Source organism: Wolbachia endosymbiont (group B) of Eucosma cana (assembly GCF_947250645.1).
Classification (GTDB): Bacteria; Pseudomonadota; Alphaproteobacteria; order Rickettsiales; family Anaplasmataceae; genus Wolbachia.
On sequence record NZ_OX366334.1, the window covers coordinates 739,877 to 761,045 of the forward strand.

Annotated in this window: 19 protein-coding genes and 3 pseudogenes; 10 read left to right on the forward strand and 12 right to left on the reverse strand. The window is 33.6% G+C overall.

Annotated features, from left to right (window positions below):
- Window positions 1-32: 32 nt before the first annotated feature.
- Window positions 33-1,147, forward strand: a protein-coding gene (locus OOK99_RS03635; RefSeq protein ID WP_214303219.1) for an IS3-like element ISWpi17 family transposase whose coding sequence is annotated in 2 segments (ribosomal slippage) — window positions 33-306 and window positions 306-1,147 — 1,116 coding nt in all. Because the reading frame shifts where the segments join, the coding sequence is not laid out codon by codon here.
- 146 nt (window positions 1,148-1,293) lie between these two features.
- On the opposite strand, the gene OOK99_RS03640 is transcribed toward OOK99_RS03635, so the two are convergent.
- Together OOK99_RS03640 and OOK99_RS03645 are read right to left on the reverse strand one after the other, a co-directional pair.
- A protein-coding gene (locus tag OOK99_RS03640; protein WP_264719402.1) for an IS630 family transposase occupies window positions 1,294-2,305 on the reverse strand; the annotation gives its coding sequence in 2 pieces (ribosomal slippage) (window positions 1,294-1,842 and window positions 1,844-2,305; 1,011 coding nt in all).
- 52 nt (window positions 2,306-2,357) lie between these two features.
- Window positions 2,358-4,379: a DEAD/DEAH box helicase family protein gene (locus tag OOK99_RS03645; RefSeq protein ID WP_264719405.1), complete on the reverse strand. Its 2,022-nt coding sequence runs from the start codon at window positions 4,377-4,379 to the stop codon at window positions 2,358-2,360.
- A gap of 354 nt (window positions 4,380-4,733) precedes the next feature.
- On the opposite strand from OOK99_RS03645, the gene OOK99_RS07150 reads away from it, so the two are divergent.
- On the forward strand, window positions 4,734-4,889 hold the full coding sequence (locus OOK99_RS07150; protein ID WP_458694686.1) for a hypothetical protein: 156 nt from the start codon (window positions 4,734-4,736) through the stop codon (window positions 4,887-4,889).
- Here OOK99_RS07150 and OOK99_RS03650 read toward each other — a convergent pair.
- Window positions 4,889-5,804, reverse strand: a pseudogene (locus OOK99_RS03650) (IS481 family transposase); the annotation flags it as partial. The gene OOK99_RS07150 and the pseudogene OOK99_RS03650 overlap by 1 nt on opposite strands.
- Window positions 5,805-5,876: 72 nt before the next feature.
- Window positions 5,877-6,011, reverse strand: coding sequence for a hypothetical protein (locus OOK99_RS03655; RefSeq protein WP_264719408.1), 135 nt, complete (start codon window positions 6,009-6,011; stop codon window positions 5,877-5,879).
- Window positions 6,012-6,041: 30 nt separating this feature from the next.
- Here OOK99_RS03655 and OOK99_RS03660 point away from each other — a divergent pair.
- From OOK99_RS03660 to OOK99_RS03675, 4 genes and pseudogenes are all read left to right on the forward strand, one after another.
- A protein-coding gene (locus OOK99_RS03660) for an IS630 family transposase (protein ID WP_264719384.1) occupies window positions 6,042-7,053 on the forward strand; the annotation gives its coding sequence in 2 pieces (ribosomal slippage) (window positions 6,042-6,503 and window positions 6,505-7,053; 1,011 coding nt in all).
- 21 nt (window positions 7,054-7,074) lie between these two features.
- Entirely contained in the window at window positions 7,075-7,908 is an 834-nt protein-coding gene (locus tag OOK99_RS03665; RefSeq protein ID WP_264719409.1) for a hypothetical protein, read from the forward strand.
- A 43-nt stretch (window positions 7,909-7,951) separates the two neighbouring features.
- Entirely contained in the window at window positions 7,952-8,632 is a 681-nt protein-coding gene (pyrF, locus tag OOK99_RS03670) for an orotidine-5'-phosphate decarboxylase (protein ID WP_264336731.1), read from the forward strand.
- 794 nt (window positions 8,633-9,426) lie between these two features.
- Window positions 9,427-9,765: pseudogene (locus OOK99_RS03675) on the forward strand (phage major capsid protein); the annotation flags it as partial.
- A 115-nt stretch (window positions 9,766-9,880) separates the two neighbouring features.
- Here OOK99_RS03675 and OOK99_RS03680 read toward each other — a convergent pair.
- Window positions 9,881-10,995 (reverse strand): IS3-like element ISWpi17 family transposase gene (locus OOK99_RS03680; RefSeq protein ID WP_214303219.1). Its coding sequence is split into 2 segments (ribosomal slippage): window positions 9,881-10,722 and window positions 10,722-10,995, totalling 1,116 coding nucleotides; the frame shifts between segments, so codons are not numbered across the junction.
- 316 nt (window positions 10,996-11,311) lie between these two features.
- Between OOK99_RS03680 and dapB the strand changes: the two genes are divergently transcribed.
- The 3 genes from dapB (at window position 11,312) to OOK99_RS03695 (ending at window position 13,784) form a co-directional block, all read left to right on the forward strand.
- Window positions 11,312-12,106: a 4-hydroxy-tetrahydrodipicolinate reductase gene (gene dapB / locus OOK99_RS03685; protein WP_264719411.1), complete on the forward strand. Its 795-nt coding sequence runs from the start codon at window positions 11,312-11,314 to the stop codon at window positions 12,104-12,106.
- Window positions 12,103-12,861: a phosphate ABC transporter ATP-binding protein PstB gene (gene pstB / locus OOK99_RS03690; protein WP_019236313.1), complete on the forward strand. Its 759-nt coding sequence runs from the start codon at window positions 12,103-12,105 to the stop codon at window positions 12,859-12,861. The genes dapB and pstB overlap by 4 nt, the downstream gene beginning before the upstream one ends.
- A gap of 68 nt (window positions 12,862-12,929) precedes the next feature.
- Window positions 12,930-13,784: an ankyrin repeat domain-containing protein gene (locus OOK99_RS03695; RefSeq protein WP_264719413.1), complete on the forward strand. Its 855-nt coding sequence runs from the start codon at window positions 12,930-12,932 to the stop codon at window positions 13,782-13,784.
- Window positions 13,785-14,172: 388 nt separating this feature from the next.
- On the opposite strand, the gene dxr is transcribed toward OOK99_RS03695, so the two are convergent.
- The 4 genes from dxr to OOK99_RS03715 form a co-directional block, all read right to left on the reverse strand.
- A complete protein-coding gene (gene dxr / locus OOK99_RS03700) occupies window positions 14,173-15,348 on the reverse strand; it encodes a 1-deoxy-D-xylulose-5-phosphate reductoisomerase (RefSeq protein ID WP_264719414.1) in 1,176 nt (391 codons plus the stop codon).
- Between the two features lie 27 nt (window positions 15,349-15,375).
- A complete protein-coding gene (locus OOK99_RS03705; RefSeq protein WP_264719415.1) occupies window positions 15,376-15,870 on the reverse strand; it encodes a hypothetical protein in 495 nt (164 codons plus the stop codon).
- 116 nt (window positions 15,871-15,986) lie between these two features.
- Window positions 15,987-16,493, reverse strand: coding sequence for a hypothetical protein (locus tag OOK99_RS03710; RefSeq protein ID WP_264719416.1), 507 nt, complete (start codon window positions 16,491-16,493; stop codon window positions 15,987-15,989).
- A gap of 750 nt (window positions 16,494-17,243) precedes the next feature.
- Window positions 17,244-17,687 carry a hypothetical protein gene (locus tag OOK99_RS03715; RefSeq protein WP_264719417.1) on the reverse strand — a complete coding sequence of 148 codons (444 nt, stop codon included), beginning with the start codon at window positions 17,685-17,687 and terminating at the stop codon, window positions 17,244-17,246.
- 23 nt (window positions 17,688-17,710) lie between these two features.
- On the opposite strand from OOK99_RS03715, the gene OOK99_RS03720 reads away from it, so the two are divergent.
- A complete protein-coding gene (locus OOK99_RS03720) occupies window positions 17,711-18,064 on the forward strand; it encodes a hypothetical protein (RefSeq protein ID WP_264719418.1) in 354 nt (117 codons plus the stop codon).
- A gap of 44 nt (window positions 18,065-18,108) precedes the next feature.
- Here OOK99_RS03720 and OOK99_RS03725 read toward each other — a convergent pair.
- From OOK99_RS03725 to OOK99_RS03735, 3 genes and pseudogenes are all read right to left on the reverse strand, one after another.
- Window positions 18,109-19,120 (reverse strand): IS630 family transposase gene (locus OOK99_RS03725; RefSeq protein ID WP_264719384.1). Its coding sequence is split into 2 segments (ribosomal slippage): window positions 18,109-18,657 and window positions 18,659-19,120, totalling 1,011 coding nucleotides; the frame shifts between segments, so codons are not numbered across the junction.
- 367 nt (window positions 19,121-19,487) lie between these two features.
- Window positions 19,488-19,640, reverse strand: a pseudogene (locus OOK99_RS07065) (IS630-like element ISWpi11 family transposase); the annotation flags it as partial.
- Window positions 19,641-19,829: 189 nt separating this feature from the next.
- Window positions 19,830-21,131, reverse strand: coding sequence for a magnesium transporter (locus tag OOK99_RS03735; protein WP_264719419.1), 1,302 nt, complete (start codon window positions 21,129-21,131; stop codon window positions 19,830-19,832).
- Window positions 21,132-21,169: the final 38 nt, after the last annotated feature.

Sequence of the window (21,169 nt, forward strand, 5' to 3'; positions counted from 1 at the left end):
TGATCCGAGTAGGAAGGTAAAGGGGTAAAAGTATGGCAACAAAAAAATATGAACCAGAGTTAAAAGCAAAGATAGCTTTGGAAGCAATAAAAAATCAAAAAAGCACAGCTGAGATATGTAGTGAATATAAAATACCATCAACAAATCTATATGATTGGCGTGATAGAGTATTGGCAAGGTTAAAAGACCTATTTGTTGAAGAAAGTGAAAGTGCGAGAAAACAAAGAATCTTAGCGCAAGAAATAGAAAGTTTACATAAAGTAATAGGAGAATTGACAGTGGAAAATAGCTATTTGAAAAAAAAATTACTGAAATAAGCAAAAAAGATAGAGTAAGGTTTATAGAAAAAGATTCTGATCTGTCAATTAGGAAACAGGCTGATTTATTGGGGATTTGCAGATCTAGCCTATATTATAGGCCTATAATTAATAACGAAAGTGAAGTAGCAAATTTGATTCAAGAAGTATATTTGGCTTCTGATTGCCGTTATGGATATCGTAAAATTACTGCTGAAATCATAGCGAGTGGAGTAGTAGTCAATCACAAAAAAATCTTAAGAATTATGAAAAAAATGAAGATTAGTGGGCTGTATTGTAGAAAAAGATGTAATACAAGTATTAAAGAAAAAAAGCATAAAATATATCCTTATTTACTCAAAGATTTGATTATTTGTAGAGTTAATCAGGTATGGGCTACTGATATAACATATATTATGGTAGAAGGTAAGTTTATCTATTTTGTGGCAATAATGGACTTGTATAGTCGCTATATTATTGCTCATTCATTATCACCATATCTCGATGCTGGATTTTGCCTTTATACTCTCAAAGAAGCTCTAAAACAAGGTAAACCTGAGATTTTTAATAGTGATCAGGGGGTGCAGTTTACTAGCTACAACTTTATTATGGAATTAGAGCGTGCTAATATTAAAATCAGTATGGACCATAAAGGACGTTGCTTCGACAATATATTTGTTGAGCGCTTATGGAGAACTTTAAAGCAAGAAGCTATATATTATTATAGACCAAATAGTATCAGAGATTTAAATCTTATAATAAATGATTTTGTTGCTTGGTATAACTATAGAAGGCGACATCAGACTCTACATTATAAAGTTCCTGCTGATCTTTATTATCATAAACAGTAAATGAATATATTGATAAATACTTTAAATGTGTGTCGACGTATTTATCAACATATTCATTTTAAAAATCGGATCACTTTGAAAAAAATGGTCTAGACAAATGGGTGCATTATACCACAATAGATTCGATGATCACCTAATACCAATTCTCATTGTTGTGGAGTCAAATAGGAAACAGAGCAGAGTTGTTTAATTGTAGAAGTAGCAAGAGAGGTAAGAAATTTGCATAAAGTGCTCTCAAGCAAAGCAATAGTACTGTATATTTTATTGCGCAAAATGTTCTGTTTTATATATAACCAAAGCCTCTCAACAGGATTAAGTTCAGGTGAATATGGAGGTAGGTATATAATCTCAATGTTTTTAGGTACCTTTAAATTTTTTGACTTATGCCAACTAGCACAGTCCATAACAAGAACAGCTTCTCTTGTCCCTAGATATTGCAACATTTGCTCAAGAAATATATTCATGCAATCAGTGTTAACATTTGGTGCAAATAAGCTAAAACTCTCTCCATTTTTAGGATTAACTGCACTGTAGAGATAAAAATTATGCCTACCTAACTTTATTTTAACCCGAGTTCTAGTACCTTTTTTAAACCATCCATGCCCAACTTTCGAATGTGTGCCAAACCTTGATTCATCAAAGAAAAATAGCTCTTTTTCAGGATACTTTCCAATAACTTCATTGAGATTTTTTTTTGAATTCCTCTTGTTTACTTTTATCTTGTACGTTGTGTACTGGTCTTGGTGTAATATATGAAAATTTCATCTTTTGCATATGGCGGTGTACTGTAGATTTGCTAATATTTAAGTCGAACTTTTCCTGTATTCTTATTCTCATTTCTTTAATGGTAATATTAGGGTTTTCTTCTATCCATGCTTCAATTTGCTGTAGTTGAGCCTGATTTAATTTAGTTTTTCTTCGGCGTGATCGAGAAGCAAACAGTTTTTCTTCTCTGCCAAATTTCAAGAGTTTTATCCACGAAGTTAGTGCCTTTCTTGAAATGCAATATATTTTTGCTACAGACGTTATACTGTACTTTTTTGCTGCAATTACAGCGTTTAGTTTTTTTGAAACATATGCATTATTCCTTACTTTCTTCAGCATCTCTTTTGCTGATTTTACTACTTCTTCATCCAATAATTTTGATCTGAGTGCCATTTATACCTAAACTATTTCACTTATTTCATTATGGCTTTTCTTCCATTATTGTCTATCTGTTTCCCGTGTAACGGGAATTGGTATTAGATGGCATCAAGAGGTGAAGTTTTTTATCTTGGTTCCAGTTTCTTATCAATCTTATAAACAAATCAGAGTCTTTATTTTCTTTTAGAGCATCAATTACACATTTCATATGCTGAACAAGCTCTTTCTTCAATTTATCGCTTTGAACACCTTGGTCTTTAACGTATGTTTCTAAATCATAATTATTGTCTAATGCTGCTTTAACTTCTTCTACTAAGCCTTTCAAATCTGTACACCTCTTTTCATCAAGCTCGTGTCTGTTTAGACCCGTTAAGCATGAAAGTGTATTCTCAATTATTCCATGCATTACGCGAAATGCAGAATAATCAGCAATACCACTAAAGTCATAACATTCTTTTACAATTTTAGATGCTTTTTCCTTTGTAATATTGAACCGCTTAGCAACTTGCTCCGTTATAAGAGCAAACTTTTTTGATTGAGTTATTAACTTATATTCTGGTTTGGGTTCGAACATTCGCTCTAAGAAATCAAGAACCTTTGATCCAGCAGGGTTCGGTAAGGTTTCGTTTCTACCATATTTCAATATTTTTTTTAGATTATCTATCTGCTTATTTGACTCAGCTAAAATCAATGCTGGTTCACCAATTACGCTTTGAACATTTCTATACAGATAATTCTCTACTTCTTTTTTTAACTCATCGTCTGTTAAATTTGCATTGCTATATTTGTCGTTTTCTTCCGGCTTAAAATCTACATACTCTTCAACGCCATTAGAGTATTCTTTTGCTAGATCCTTACTTTTTACTTTTGTATGAACTTGTAGATTTAAAGCTCCATATACACCTGACTTCATTTTATCTGTCAAAGAAAGAGTTTTAAGTAAACCATCATTTTCTCTAATATATCTATGAGTGCTTATTGAAGGCGTTGCACTTAAAAACAGCGTAGGCACAAGTGCAGATAAGATTCCCATACGGTGTTTATACAACTCCTGCTCTGCCACTCGGTGCTCCTCATCAAAGGATAGAGATATAGATTTTTCAATATTTAGCTCAAATTCTTGATCATCAATTGCAACTTTACCATCTTGAATTTTATATTCCTTATCTCCAAATTGAATTTTATCTGTAAGAATTAAAAAATCTTTGCCATCTATATTTATTTTCCCATTTTTTATTTTAAATTCTTTATCTCCAATGTTGAGAACTTTTATAATATTAGGAAGCTGTCGAAGACCTATTGCCTCTAAAAATTGACTCCAATTTTTCATCAAACTTTCGCTACTCAATATAGAGCACCCTTTATTACCGCTTATCTCTTTCAACTCAATATCTTCAATATCGGAATCAGATAATACTTTTTTCCAATCATCGCGTTTCTGCGTTACAAGATCTTCATTAGGTGCTAGGGATATATAAAGTACACCCATTAGCCTAGCAGGCAAATATTCAACAAGTAGTTCTATGAATGTTTTTCCAGTTCCTGTTGCAAGTGCAAACTCTTTCGTTGGAATCTTACCTTCTTTCAAGTGCTCTATTGTTTCTTTGATGTAAGATAAATGTTGTGGAAATATTACAATTTTACCAGGCCCACCTACTGTTGCACTTTTTTCTTTACCTTTGATTGTTACACTATAATGGTGATTATCTTTCTTATCTCTGCTGATTATTAACTCATGCTGTGCGCACAAAGTAAGTAGATCCTCGGCAGTGTAATCTTTCGTATCTTTAATATCTACCGAAGAAGGATCACTTTCATCAAATTTAATACTGTATATACCTTCTTCCTTCTTCGTTAAAGTTACACCAATTTCTCTTTCACCTATTTTTACTGTATTCTTTACTTCATCTTCATTGCTACTCAACAAACTTTCTATTTTTTCTTTAATGTCCTTCGCAATTTTAGAGGTTTTGCTATTTAATTCAATTGACAGCAGACTCCCAAAGTAAGTCTTTTCTAGCCCTTCTATATTTCTCTTTTTTGAATTTTCATCAAATTTTGTGAATATTTGTGTAGATGGATGTAACATGTTTTTACCCTTAAAATACAATGTTAATATTCTAATAATACATAAAACTAAATAACTTATCAATATATATTTATAATAAATTATAAAATAATCATAAGTTTTTCTATTATTTCCAAATGAATTAGTATTAACTCTTTAATGTACGTTAGTAAAAACCCAAATAATATAACCATTGACAGCAATAAAAACCAAAGATCATGGAAACTGTTTTTCTTTAAATTTGCAGGTCTAGTTTATTAATTAATTTAAAATATTGCATTCTATTTTTATTTATATTATTATTAAAATAGTAAATTAACTATAGAGAGGTATATAATAAAAAGTATATTTAATAAAGCTAATGCACCTTATCTTGTGAGTGGTACTTTGGCCACTGCAGCTTTATTGGCATCAGGAGTATTTGCTGTAGCTCCTTACATTGGTTTTTTAGCTCCAGTTGCAGCTTTAAGTGTTGGTCTTCCACATTTTTTTGGTAAGCAATATGCATACTATCAAAAAAGGTCTGCATAGCAGTACTTACCGGAATGAGGTCTAGTTCTGTTGTAAGAATGCAGCCAATCTAACTGAAGCTCCTCCAAAGTACTATAAATCTTTTTCCTGAAGATAATATTGTAACATTCATCTTGCATAGTTCTATGAAACCTTTCACATATACCATTAGTCTGTGGAGAATAAGCTTTGGTTCTAGAATGATCAATATTTTCTACTCCCAAATATAACTGGTACGCATGATTCCCTGGTTTGCCACAATACTCTGTACCCCTATCAGTTAAAATGCGTAGCAATGGAACTTTCTGTTCATCAAAAAATGGTATATTGAGAAGATCTGCAGCTGTGATAGCAGTTTTCTCCGTATAAAGCTTAGCGAAAGCCACTCTAGAGTAGGTGTCAATAAAAGTTTGTTGATACAATACCTTTGATATTGCCTACATAATAGGTATCTTGACTACCTAAGTATCCAGGGTGTTGTGTCTCAATTTCGCCATTGGCTTCTTTTTGTTCCTTAGTTTTTTCTAAAGCAGCAACTTGCTCCTCTGTTAAAATTATACCGTCTTGGACCACCTTTGCTTCCAGGGCTTTCAATCTCTTTTTAAAATTTTCGAGTTTGCCATATTGACCTTATGCCGCTAGCAGATATTAGAATTCCTTTTTTCTTTAATTCATTAGCTGCTCTTTCTTGTCCATATGCTGGAAACTCTACTAACTACTGCTTCTTCTGTATCCTTTGGTACTCTATTGGCAAGTAATGGTTTGCTTTTGTTTATCTCGTATAATGCTTTTTCCCCTCCTGTTTCATACAGCTCTTTGAAGCGGTAAAATGTATCCCTTCATTACTCTACACGCCTGTGATACATTTCCTAATTGCTTTACAAGTTCTAGCAACCCCAACTTTGGTTTTAGTATTTTTTCTTGTGTTTTACTCATATCTGACACTCCTTTAAAATTTATTTATATTTTTATCTTACTTTGTTAATCTGTCAGATCAAGTCTAAACTATTACACATTAAAGCGCACTGAGTTACATTCTTTTGCTGTACTGCCAAAGAGATGGGTTGTCGAGCGTTCTTTCGCTTGGTTATACCAATTCCCGTTACACGGGAAACAGATAGACAATAATGGAAGAAAAGCCATAATGAAATAAGTGAAATAGTTTAGGTATAAATGGCACTCAGATCAAAATTATTGGATGAAGAAGTAGTAAAATCAGCAAAAGAGATGCTGAAGAAAGTAAGGAATAATGCATATGTTTCAAAAAAACTAAACGCTGTAATTGCAGCAAAAAAGTACAGTATAACGTCTGTAGCAAAAATATATTGCATTTCAAGAAAGGCACTAACTTCGTGGATAAAACTCTTGAAATTTGGCAGAGAAGAAAAACTGTTTGCTCCTCGATCACGCCGAAGAAAAACTAAATTAAATCAGGCTCAACTACAGCAAATTGAAGCATGGATAGAAGAAAACCCTAATATTACCATTAAAGAAATGAGAATAAGAATACAGGAAAAGTTCGACTTAAATATTAGCAAATCTACAGTACACCGCCATATGCAAAAGATGAAATTTTCATATATTACACCAAGACCAGTACACAACGTACAAGATAAAAGTAAACAAGAGGAATTCAAAAAAAAATCTCAATGAAGTTATTGGAAAGTATCCTGAAAAAGAGCTATTTTTCTTTGATGAATCAAGGTTTGGCACACATTCGAAAGTTGGGCATGGATGGTTTAAAAAAGGTACTAGAACTCGGGTTAAAATAAAGTTAGGTAGGCATAATTTTTATCTCTACAGTGCAGTTAATCCTAAAAATGGAGAGAGTTTTAGCTTATTTGCACCAAATGTTAACACTGATTGCATGAATATATTTCTTGAGCAAATGTTGCAATATCTAGGGACAAGAGAAGCTGTTCTTGTTATGGACTGTGCTAGTTGGCATAAGTCAAAAAATTTAAAGGTACCTAAAAACATTGAGATTATATACCTACCTCCATATTCACCTGAACTTAATCCTGTTGAGAGGCTTTGGTTATATATAAAACAGAACATTTTGCGCAATAAAATATACAGTACTATTGCTTTGCTTGAGAGCACTTTATGCAAATTTCTTACCTCTCTTGCTACTTCTACAATTAAACAACTCTGCTCTGTTTCCTATTTGACTCCACAACAATGAGAATTGGTATTAGAAGCAAAAATGAACCGTATAATTGGAATAACAGACGAATTAGAAAAAGTAACAAAGGAGAAAGATGAGCTTGCTGCACAAGAAAAAGAACTACTCCATAAAATCTCGTATTTGTGTAAACAGTTACAGGAAAAAGAAGCTAATCTAGCTGAGGGGGAAAAGTGCATAACGGAATTGAAAAGAAAAATAGATAATGATAAATATGAAGAATTGCATAAGGAAATAGAAAAATTATCCAAAGAAAACGAGGAGTTATCTAAGGAAATAGATAAATTACGTAAAGAGAAACATATGCTATATACACAAAAAGAAGAATTATATAAAAGGCAAGAAGAACTTTGTGTAGAATTAGGTGAATTACAATGTAAATTTAAAGAAATTAATCAAAAAAATAAAAACTTATCTCAAGAGTTAAAAAGGAAATTTGAAGAGCTAGATAAAGCAGATGGTTTAATTAAAAATCAGTCTTTTGAGTTAGACAGAATAAGACAAGATTGTAATAACGAAGTGAAAAATTTAAGAAATTCACTTTTAGAGCGAGACAGTCAAATAAAACAACTTCAATATGTGATAGATAAGATAGAAGAATCGATAAGAGAAAATGAAACAATTAAAGATTATAGCAAAAAAATAATATTAGGGGAGACTCAGAAAATAAAATTTATATTAGGGGAACTTGCACAATTCACTCCAGTTAACGGTTCCAAAACATCGGAGGAAACGTCTGATTCTTTACAGGAAGATCTTGGATATGCCAGTCGTTCACCCACTCCGACCAGATTATCGGGTTCAGTGTCTGTACAAAGCATTGCAAGTGGACCAATCCCTGAATATGGATTGTAAAATGCAACAATTACTCTTATTATAAAAAAAATTATACAAGATAATGAACCCAATAATATGCGCACTGGATACACAAGATTTGAATAAAGCTATATCTTTAGCTAATGCTCTGCGTGATAAGGTTGGCATGGTAAAGCTTGGGTTAGAATTTTTTGCTGCACATGGCCCTTCTGGAGTGAGAGAAGTTGCAAAATGCAATATACCAATTTTTTTAGATCTGAAATTGCATGATATTCCAAACACTGTTGCTAGAACGATTGAAGCAATCAAGATTCTAGATGTTGAAATGCTAACATTGCATATCAGTGGTGGAACAAAAATGCTTCAAGAAGCGCTAAGTATAGTGCAAGGCACTAAAATAAAGCTAATTGGAGTAACAGTATTAACTAGCATGAGTAATAAAGATCTAAGTGAGCTTGGAGTGGCAAGAGAAACAAAATCACAGGTAATTTTGCTGGCAAAGCTTGCAAAAAAGATTGGTCTACATGGAATAGTTTGCTCTGCACTAGAGGCTCAAGAGGTGCACCAAGAATGTGGTAAAGACTTTAAAATTATTACTCCAGGAATCCGTATGAATCGAGGTCATGATGATCAAAAAAGGACAGCAACACCAAAAGAAGCAATAAATTCAGGAGCTGATTATGTCGTAATTGGTAGACCAATCATAAAAAGTGGTGATCCCGCAAGTAGTGCAGAATTAATATTGAAATCTTTTATTGATTGAAGCAGGGCAGATAAGGTAGCATAGGGTAAAAGCAACAAACGGTATGTATCCGTTCAGCAGGGTGGCAAAACAAGGTAGACGAGAAAAGATAACTAAATGGGTGTCATCCCAGTGCTTGACCATTTTTCTTTTTTTTTCTGGATTCCAGCGTCACGCACTGGAATGACAGGGCTGTGAGTGTCATCGAAGTAGCCGATACAGGCCTTTTTCTTCTGTCATCCCAGTGCCCTGAAACTGGGATCCAGTTAAATTTACAGGTATAAAAGTAATCAACGTTTCTGGTGATGATAGAAAAATGGATCCCAGCTTTATACGGCTACGTACTTTATTTGCACATTCTCCTGAATAGATACTCAGTGAAAAAAAGTGCTTGACACAAAAAAATGGATGCTGTATGGTACTGACAATTAAGTATAATACTTAGCGTGGTGTAATGCTACACTGCTTTTTTTACTTCAACAAGTAATCATTATCATTTTTCTCCCGTTACCAAGCAGCTTACGTTCATTTGTATCTACCATGAAGCCAATGCTAGAATCCAGAAAAAAGACCGGTGAATGGCAGGTACGAGCATTATACGGTCACAGTTGTATGAACGTTGTTTACCATGAGGGGGCGCCTCCCAGCACTGGGATCCATATTGTAAACAAGCGTTTGAGTTATACTAAGCTGCCATTCACCGGTCTTTTTTCTGAATGCAGGTTGCATGACAACAAAAAGGTACTGAGATTACTGATAAAGATTACCTTCAAATTACAATAACTATTCTAATTTTATTTTTAAAGGAGGCTATTATGTCACTTACTGATATCGCTCACCGTGTTAATGAACTCGCTTCATCATGGGAGCAATTTAAATTAATAAATGATCGCAAACTAAAAGAAATCGAAAGCAAAGGGCCTGAGCAGCTATGCAAGATAAATAGTAATATTGATAATTGCAAAGAGCGCTTAGATTTTATTGAAACTTCAGCTCAACGCCCAGAGATTAGCACAGATTTTAATACAGGTGATAAATATTTTTCTGATTATATTCGCAAAGGAATGGAAAACAGGTTATCACACAAAACCCTAAGTGGAGATGACAATGATATTGGAGGGTATTTAGTTACTCCTCATATTGTAAAACGCATACAAGTATAATGCACCCATTTGTCTAGACCATTTTTTTCAAAGTGATCCGATTTTTAAAATGAATATGTTGATAAATACGTCGACACACATTTAAAGTATTTATCAATATATTCATTTACTGTTTATGATAATAAAGATCAGCAGGAACTTTATAATGTAGAGTCTGATGTCGCCTTCTATAGTTATACCAAGCAACAAAATCATTTATTATAAGATTTAAATCTCTGATACTATTTGGTCTATAATAATATATAGCTTCTTGCTTTAAAGTTCTCCATAAGCGCTCAACAAATATATTGTCGAAGCAACGTCCTTTATGGTCCATACTGATTTTAATATTAGCACGCTCTAATTCCATAATAAAGTTGTAGCTAGTAAACTGCACCCCCTGATCACTATTAAAAATCTCAGGTTTACCTTGTTTTAGAGCTTCTTTGAGAGTATAAAGGCAAAATCCAGCATCGAGATATGGTGATAATGAATGAGCAATAATATAGCGACTATACAAGTCCATTATTGCCACAAAATAGATAAACTTACCTTCTACCATAATATATGTTATATCAGTAGCCCATACCTGATTAACTCTACAAATAATCAAATCTTTGAGTAAATAAGGATATATTTTATGCTTTTTTTCTTTAATACTTGTATTACATCTTTTTCTACAATACAGCCCACTAATCTTCATTTTTTTCATAATTCTTAAGATTTTTTTGTGATTGACTACTACTCCACTCGCTATGATTTCAGCAGTAATTTTACGATATCCATAACGGCAATCAGAAGCCAAATATACTTCTTGAATCAAATTTGCTACTTCACTTTCGTTATTAATTATAGGCCTATAATATAGGCTAGATCTGCAAATCCCCAATAAATCAGCCTGTTTCCTAATTGACAGATCAGAATCTTTTTCTATAAACCTTACTCTATCTTTTTTGCTTATTTCAGTAATTTTTTTTTCAAATAGCTATTTTCCACTGTCAATTCTCCTATTACTTTATGTAAACTTTCTATTTCTTGCGCTAAGATTCTTTGTTTTCTCGCACTTTCACTTTCTTCAACAAATAGGTCTTTTAACCTTGCCAATACTCTATCACGCCAATCATATAGATTTGTTGATGGTATTTTATATTCACTACATATCTCAGCTGTGCTTTTTTGATTTTTTATTGCTTCCAAAGCTATCTTTGCTTTTAACTCTGGTTCATATTTTTTTGTTGCCATACTTTTACCCCTTTACCTTCCTACTCGGATCAACCATTTTTTTTTGGTCTAGTTTATGGGGTGCATTATAGTTTGCTAGTAATAATCGTTCTTGCTAGTTAATTTCACAAAAGAGCACCTCCTTTGGTGCTCTTTTTTCTTTATAAGTTTTCTCCATAGGAGAAAATTGACTAATTACAATTTGTATCTTCCTCGTATCAATTTTCAATAGATTCATCGATGTATAGCTATAGTTTTATCAGTGTAAGGCTAAATATGCTAAGCTTATAAAGATGACAAAGCTTCAAAAAAAGCCTAACATAGTGGAAAAAGCTTTATGAAAATCAAAGTTGGAGTAATAGGCTGCTTAGGCAGAATGGGTAAGAAAATACTCAATGAATTAATTACGAATACCAAAGTGGAAATAGCAGGTGCTGTTGCTCGCTTGGGCAGTGAGTATATAGGCTTAGATATTGGGCCTATTGTAGGCAATAATTGCAATTTAGAAATCAAAGTTACAAGTTCTATTAGTGAGGTATTTGAATCGTCCGATGTTGTAATAGATTTTACAACTAAAGAATGTATGCTAGACTGTCTTAAGGCAGCTGTAAAATTTAAAAAGCCGCTAGTTAGTGGCACAACTGGAATAGAAGGTCTAAATTTAAAAGACTATGCTGCTAAAGTTCCAATATTATGGTCAGCAAATATGAGTATAGGAGTTAATGTGTTGCTGAAATTGGTAAAAGAAGCTGCCAAGCTTTTAGGTAATGAGTATGACGTTGAAATTTGGGAAATGCATCACAATTTAAAAAAGGATTCACCATCTGGAACAGCTATAGAGTTTGGTAAAGCAGTTGCTAACGCTGCAAAAGTGGATTTTGAGCTCAATCAATATTCACATAATAATTCAAATATAAGAGGGAAAGGAGGAATAGGCTTTGCAGTATCTCGTGGAGGTGGAGTAATAGGAGATCACAGTGTCATGTTTGTCAATTCCGATGAACGAGTAGAATTAAATCACAAAGCAATTGATCGCACAACGTTTGCTAGAGGGGCGGTTCAAGCAGCAATATGGTTGTGCGAGAATAAACAGGAAATACCAGGACTTTATTCAATGCAGGATTTAGTATGAACGATAAATACGCTTTCGTTAAAAATTTAAATCTTTGGTATGGCTCTAAACAAGTTTTATTCGATATAAATTTGAATATTTGCAAAAAGAAAGTCACAACTTTTATCGGACCTTCTGGGTGCGGTAAATCGACATTTTTGCGTTGTTTTAATCGTATGAATGATTACGTACCTGGATGTAGAGCGACTGGTGAACTGGTAATCGATGGGCTGGGTAATATATATTCACGTGATATGGATGTTGTATTGCTCAGAGCAAAAGTTGGTATGGTATTTCAAAAACCCAATCCTTTTCCAAAATCAATATATGATAATGTTGCTTATGGGCCTAAATTGCATGGCATGGTGAAAAATAAGCAAAAATTAGATGAAATAGTAGAGAGTAGTTTAACTAAGGTTGGTTTATGGGAAGAGTTGAAAGATAGATTGCAAGATAGTGCACTAAATTTATCTGGTGGCCAGCAACAAAGATTATGCATTGCTCGTGCAATTGCAGTAAAGCCAACTATTTTATTAATGGATGAACCATGCTCTGCTCTTGATCCAATGGCAACCAATGCAATCGAAAATCTTATACAAGAATTGAAATTGAGGTTCACCATAATTATGGTAACTCATTCGATGAAGCAAGCTAAAAAATTATCTGACAGCATAGTTTTCTTTTGCAATGGCAAGATTGTTGAATTCGGAAGTACTCAAGAAATCTTTGAAAATGCTCAGTCTCCTTTAACGAAGGAGTATATTCTGGATCATTAGCTTAATAATTGATATTTTAATTTTTTCTATGTATAATTTTATCAAGTTTGTTGTGATAGGGGGTTAAAATGTTTAGTACAAGTGAAGCAACAAAAAAGTTGTTTAAAGCTATTGAATTTCAAAATGCTAGTGGTGAAAGAATAACACCTGAGGAAGCTTGGAATCATTTTCAGCAAGCATTGAAAGAAGGAGCGAATGTTAACGCTTTTGAAGATGGGGTGACACCTTTGATGTGCATTGCTTCAGCTTTTGTTACTAGTAGTAACGAAGAACAGCAATCTTTAGAGCTTATGGCTAAGTTGCTTGTACAGCATAAAAAAATTGATGTAAATATTAAAAGCAAGCAAGCTGTTATTGAGAGAAGACCAAAGGAACATGATGGTTATCCAGTGTACACCTTTTTAGGTAAAGAAGTAGTAGATCAGGGTACAAGGGGTTGTGTATATCTTGAAAATTCACAACCTGTTAATGAAGGATTTATACCTCAAAATTATGCTCGTGCAGAGGAGGAAATTAAGACCGGCAAGAAGGAAAAAAATACAGCTCTACACATTGCTTGCAAGTTGGGAAATGTAGACATGGTAAAAATATTACTTATACATCCAAAGATCAAAACTAATATTACAAACTATGAAAACAAAAATCCAAAAGATTGTATTGCAGGACATGTTAAGGAAGTAATAGAACCAGAATTCCTAAAGATAGAAGCAGTCGCTCAAAAAAGGAAACAAACTAATTATGCTTGTGCTTTTTTGTTATCTGGAGTACTTGCTGTTGGTCTATGTTTCACAGTTTATAACCCAGTTCCGTTTGCTGCAGCTGCATTGCTGTTCTTTGCAATAGGGTGTGGTTGTCTGTATAGAGCAAATACAGTTCTTAACGATGTAAATTTCTCTCAGGTTGATTTCGAACATGCTAAGTGATTTATCTGTTCAGGTAAGGTGTCATTCCAGCACTTGATGCTGGTTTTCATTTAATCTCATTGAATTTAGCATAAGCTTTGTAAATTTTTCTAGATCCCAGTGTCAAGCACTGGGATGACATTATGGAATCTGGATCCCAGTGTCAGCTACTAGGATGACATTATGGAAATCTGGATCACGTTGTCAGCTACTAGGATGACAAAAAGGCAAGGTATTGAGATGACAGGAGTATGAAATGGGGCTACTTGACCATTTATAGTAGTTTCGAAAATGAATGATAAATTTTCATTACGAGATTACCCCCTAAAAGCTGCGAGTTTGTATGTTAGTGCACTATCATTTATTTTAGAAAACACTATAGTTGTCTTTTCTCGTCTACCTTATTTTATCACTCTGCTGAACGGATACCTTTATTTTCAATAATTTTGTTAGCAATAATACGGCTTTCAAAATCGACACTTATTATGTCAGATAGTGAGTTAATATCAGAGTACTTGTCAAAGTTTTCTATTGTTGATTTTACTACCTCTACTACTTCTAAAAAGCCGATTCGTGATTTCAAGAATTCATTAACAGCTATCTCATTTGCAGCGTTCAAAACAATACTATTTGTATGTGGAGAAGAGGAATTTAACACTTCCATGCTTAGCTTTAGTGCAGGAAAACGTTTATGACCTGGTTCTTGAAAGGTCAATTTTCCTTGCTTTGTTAAATCTAATTTATGATTTAAAGTTGATCTTTCTGGCCAAGACAAAGCATATGCAATGGGAATTTCCATATCAGTTTCTGCAAGCACAGCAAAGCTGAATCCATCGTGATAAACGACAATTCCATGTACTATCGATTCAGGGTGCACTACTGCTTCAATTCTATTTGGACTAATATTAAACAAATGATGTGCTTCTATTATTTCTAGTGCTTTATTCATCATTGTTGCACTATCAACTGAGATTTTCTTTCCCATTTTCCAAGTAGGGTGACTTAGTGCCTGATTTACTGTGATATTTCTTAATTGTTCAAGGCTATAATTTAAAAATGGTCCACCAGAGGCAGTGAGTATAATCTTTTCTACACATTTATCATCATTTTGCAAAACTTGAAAAATTGCGTTGTGTTCAGAGTCGATGGGAATTATTTGTACGCTCCTTTCTTTAGCTTTTTTAAGTAGTAACTTACCACCGCAAACAATACTCTCTTTGTTTGCTAGAGCAATAACTTTAGTACCGCTTTCTATAACCTTTATAACTGGCTCAAGGCCTGCGATGCCAACTATTGCAATAACTGAGAGATCAACGGGTAGAGAAGCAACATTTGCTAGACCTGGAGCACCAACTTCTACTTTGACGTTTGTACCAAGTAGATCTTCTTTTAAATCTTTGTAGAACCTTTCATCAGAAATGGCAGCATATTTTGCATTAAGCAGTTTTGCTTGGTGTGCTAGTAGAGCAAAGTTAGAATTGGCACTTAGTGCTTCCACCTGATATTCTTCCTTTCTCTTTGAGAGCAAATCTACAGTCTTTTTTCCAATGCTTCCTGTTGATCCTAAAACTGAAACTTTTTTCACTAATTACAATAAAATCTTCTTAGTTATTTAGTAACCAAGCTCATGATCATCACCAACAGATGGTGAAGGACCAGGTGAAAAAGATTGGCCATGATGATCACCTGCATCATGCATATCATGCAAACCATCAGCACTTTGAGCCATTTCATTGCTAGCATGGGGATAATCATCTGGATGAGGCCCTCCATCACCATGATCCATATCCATTCCTTCTGATGGCATATCTTCTCCACCACCACCTGAAAAATATTCAGCAAGGCTTTCAAGAAATTTTATGCCAAACATATTACCTGATTTTCCAAATAACGTTACTAGACTGCTACCACTGACCAAACCTTCGAACACATTATTATAAGCAGCAATTGCTCCTTCATGAAAGTTGAACATCCACTTCATTCCATCCACAATTGTTGCAACAGAGTCGCTATGACCAAGACCGAAACCACTTTTCTCACTAGCGGCTTCCTGATGTTGCTGCTGTGCCTGCCATTCTGCAATATTTGGACCTTGTGCTTCACTCATAAACTTTTATTCTAAGCCTTAAGCTATTATTTTACCAAAAACACTGTAAAATATCAATTATTTTAAAAGAGGGTCATCAAAAAGCTGAGTGTCAGCTATTTTGATGACTCTAAAAATTAGGCAGCAAGTATAGTATCCCATACTTGAATATTTGGTTGTTCAATGGCAACATTTTGCATATTTGTGGAAGCACGAATAGTATCCGATCCTAGAATATTTAGTTGTTGAATGACAACATTTTGCACATTTGTGGAAGTATGAATAGTACACGGTCCTAGAATATTTAGTTGTTTAATGACAACATTTTGCACATTTGTGGAAGCATGAATAGTATTCGGTCCTAGAATATTTGGTTGTTCAGTGGCAACATTTTCCACATTTGTAGAAACATGAGAAGATGCTCTTCTTGCATAAGCCATTGATAACGCACCAACTCCAGCTCCAATTATGAAACTAGGTACAGATGATTCTCCAAATTCCTTACTTATTTCGTTAAACAACACTGTTGCAGCTACTGATAATCCAACTCCAAGTATTGGTTTACACACATCTTGTTTTAACTTTTGTTTTAATTCTAACGATCTGTTATCTAACCCTTCTCGTCGTAAGTGTTCTAAATTCATAGTCATTATCCATTAATTAATTATAGTTAAATAATATACTGTAATTAATGTTTAATCAAGATAATTATTAATATATTAAAGAATGAAATGCCAAAAATAACTGACAGGCTCTTTTAACTAGAAATATTTAAGAAATTTACTAAATGAAAAAAGGCATTTACTCTATACCAAAACATCGATGATGTGCTGTAGTAACAAAGTGATGACTTGAGGTTTAAGACAGCTTCTATTTCTTCTTAGAAGACTGCTCCTCTCTCTTTCATTTTCATTATATATTATCTTAGTATTAACTTACTCATAAATTTTTGACAATCATTAATAATTTAGTTATCATTAGTACTATATTAATAATAAGGAAGAGAAATGCTTACTAATAATAATAACACACCATCATTGGAAAAACACTTGTAAGCATAACAATAAAAATGGAAAATCTCCTAGTGTTACTGCAGAAAAAAGTAGCAGTGGCAATAAGCCAAGAAGAGATCAATCTAAGAGTCCTGTTCAACAATCATCTCTTAATTTTGCAGAAAATCCACTATTTAAGAAAAAACAAGAAGAACATAATGTAAATAGCGAAACTGCAGATGAAGGAAGCAATATTAGACAGAGTGAGCCAAATAGAGGATTAACTCCCAAGCCTGTATCACCTAGAGTTTTGAGTCCTCAACAAGATAATGGTAATAGTAACAAACCTTCAGGAACTAACAATAGTACTCAATCAGAAAAAGGGCTATCTGAGAATCCTATTCAACTTCCAACAGAACAAAAAATCGATACTCCCATTTTGGTTAATACTTCAGTTGGCATAAGCAAGGCAACTGCCTTAAAATATTCAATTGCTACTTTGTTGCTATGTATATCTAGTGTTACAGCTGGTATATATACATATCTTTCGATTTCAGTAACACTAAGTGATCCAGTACTTTTCACAGTTATTGCTTTTGTTTCTGCATCGGTTATGTTGAGCTTAGCTGCATATCTTATCAATTCACACCTTTCTGCAATAAACAGCGAGAAAGGAGTTGATCCTGGTAGAAAACAATCACAATATAGTGAATTGCAGAAAGAAACAGAAAGCTTGGGACATAGCAATACTCCTACATCATCACTTTCAGTAATAGCTGAAACACCCATTGTACCACTAACCTCCTCCTCCATCTTTAGGGAATAATTTCCCTTCTGGGCCTGCAACGGATGCTGGTATGTTTGCAGAGATGAAGAGTAAGACACTAAAGAAAACTGATTCTTTTGCAGGTAAACCTGGGGGTCATAACGAAACTTATGCTTTGTTTGCAGAAATAAAAAAAGGAAAAAACCTCATGAGCAAGGAAGAGCGTGACAAGATTGAGAAGAAGAGGTTAAAAGAACAGGAAGCAAAGAAGTCAAGCAATAAAGGAGGTGGGCAACAAGAAAAAAAAGAAGATCATATAGCTGATTTGAATAAAGTACTTCAGAAACGAAGGGCAGGCCTTCATGGAAAGCAAGGGAGCAACGTACAACAGCCAAGTAACCTGGACGGGGCATTCAGTAAAATGTCAGCTATGATCTCACCACCACGGAGAGTGTAATAGTTTAGACTTAATCTGACAGACGAACAAAGTAATACCAATTCTCATTGTTGTGGAGTCAAATAGGAAACAGAGCAGAGTTGTTTAATTGTAGAAGTAGCAAGAGAGGTAAGAAATTTGCATAAAGTGCTCTCAAGCAAAGCAATAGTACTGTATATTTTATTGCGCAAAATGTTCTGTTTTATATATAACCAAAGCCTCTCAACAGGATTAAGTTCAGGTGAATATGGAGGTAGGTATATAATCTCAATGTTTTTAGGTACCTTTAAATTTTTTGACTTATGCCAACTAGCACAGTCCATAACAAGAACAGCTTCTCTTGTCCCTAGATATTGCAACATTTGCTCAAGAAATATATTCATGCAATCAGTGTTAACATTTGGTGCAAATAAGCTAAAACTCTCTCCATTTTTAGGATTAACTGCACTGTAGAGATAAAAATTATGCCTACCTAACTTTATTTTAACCCGAGTTCTAGTACCTTTTTTAAACCATCCATGCCCAACTTTCGAATGTGTGCCAAACCTTGATTCATCAAAGAAAAATAGCTCTTTTTCAGGATACTTTCCAATAACTTCATTGAGATTTTTTTTTGAATTCCTCTTGTTTACTTTTATCTTGTACGTTGTGTACTGGTCTTGGTGTAATATATGAAAATTTCATCTTTTGCATATGGCGGTGTACTGTAGATTTGCTAATATTTAAGTCGAACTTTTCCTGTATTCTTATTCTCATTTCTTTAATGGTAATATTAGGGTTTTCTTCTATCCATGCTTCAATTTGCTGTAGTTGAGCCTGATTTAATTTAGTTTTTCTTCGGCGTGATCGAGGAGCAAACAGTTTTTCTTCTCTGCCAAATTTCAAGAGTTTTATCCACGAAGTTAGTGCCTTTCTTGAAATGCAATATATTTTTGCTACAGACGTTATACTGTACTTTTTTGCTGCAATTACAGCGTTTAGTTTTTTTGAAACATATGCATTATTCCTTACTTTCTTCAGCATCTCTTTTGCTGATTTTACTACTTCTTCATCCAATAATTTTGATCTGAGTGCCATTTATACCTAAACTATTTCACTTATTTCATTATGGCTTTTCTTCCATTATTGTCTATCTGTTTCCCGTGTAACGGGAATTGGTATAAGATAAAAATATAAACAAGTTTTAAAGGAGTGTCAGATCAAGTCTAAACTATTACAAATGAAGGTAGCTTATTGATGGAGATTGCTATTAAGTAACAATGCTCATGCAGCTGTGATTTAAACTCACGCACTCCTGCTTTTTTGAGAATTTTCCGCAATATTTGGTCTAACAACTCTTTCAGTAATAACTTCAGCAAACTCATTTGTTATTGCTGTCGTATGGTAAAAAAATATCTTAATAAAAGCTGTTACACTATTACTAGCAAGATATCAATCACGCTCTATTGGATCTACATTTTGATTTAAAATCGCCTATTTTCTTGCACCTTTTTGCCATTCATAGAATGTTAACTTTGAACCTCTTGGCTACAAATGCTCTACTTTCTCCTACATCCAATGCTTTTTTCCTTAAATCATAACTATATGCTGCTGGCATTCACATCTCCTCACTACTTTACCTGTTCTATCATGTTCCGACTATTAGGAAAAGAGCTATAATTTTCAATACTAACAAAACTACTTCCCAATCTTTTACACAGCAACCTATCGAACTTAATTCTGTGAATATATGATCAATAAAAAAACTTGGAGAAAAAGGAAGAATAGACTTCTTCCTTTCACTTAACTACGCTGTTATATTTACCCCTGTATCAACAACTCCTTGTCCTACATTAACTCTATCTAGATTCTCACTAGGCTTTGAAATTACATATGTAATACCACCAGCAACAAGTCCTGTTACTAGAGCAGCAGCTATAGCTATACCAATTAAAGCCAATATCGGTAATGCAACACCAGCAGCAAAACATCCACCACCAGTTGCCAATGCAGCTATAGCACCATAAACACAGCCAATTATTATTGGTTTATTAGTAGTTTTTACTTTGTCTTTTTGTTTACTACTCTCTATTTCAGATGTACTACTTTCATCAGTTATATTTCCTTCAGTTTTAGGAACGATGCTTTCAGCCATTGAAGACTGTTCATTACTTTCACAATCGGACATAATACTTATTTCAGATGTACTACTTTCATCAGTTATATTTCCTTCAGTTTTAGGAACGATGCTTTCAGCCATTGAAGACTGTTCATTACTTTCACAATCGGACATAATACTTATTTCAGATGTACTACTTTCATCAGTTATATTTCCTTCAGTTTTAGGAACGATGCTTTCAGCCATTGAAGACTGTTCATTACTTTCACAATCGGGCATAATACTTTTAAATATTTGTACCACATCAGCATTGTGCTGTGGATTTTTTGATATTGAGTATAAAATCGCTCCAATTATGCTGTTACTATCTTTACTTTCCCAATTAGGTACGACCCTTTTAAGTGTTGTTAGAACATCATCACTAGAACTTATGCTCTTTTTAAGTATATCTAGCCAACCACTAATTTTAGTTTTTTCCTTTTCATCTTGTTCTTGATTTTTTAATATTTCTAAAATCTTACTGGTTTCGTTAAGATAATCTTTTCTTACACTAGCGAAAACTTTTTCTAACATATTATTCTTTTCAGCTACATCTAGAATATTTTTAATAGCTTCCTGATTATAAAGAATTGTAGCATGGGCAAGCAGTGTTATATCATGTTCCGCACCGTTTTTGAACTTCAAACTTATATTTGCAGTAGTAAGTACTGCTTCTAATATCGCTTTATCTTTAATTACATCTAAAATATTTTTAATAACTTTCTGGTTACTAAAACCCATAGCATAGGCAAAAGGTGTTAGAGTATGATTTTCACAATCTCGTAACTCTTTAGTTATACTCGCAATAGTAAGTGCTTTTTCTAATACCCCTTCTTTTTCTAAATTTTTGAGAATATCAGTAATCTTATCCTCTTTCCCTTTTTCTATTTCAGAAATTAAACAATCATATAATCTTTGTTGTGTTTCGTTTAATTCTTCATATTTTGGCATATAAAATTCTCCTATTCAAAATAATAATATACTTTAAT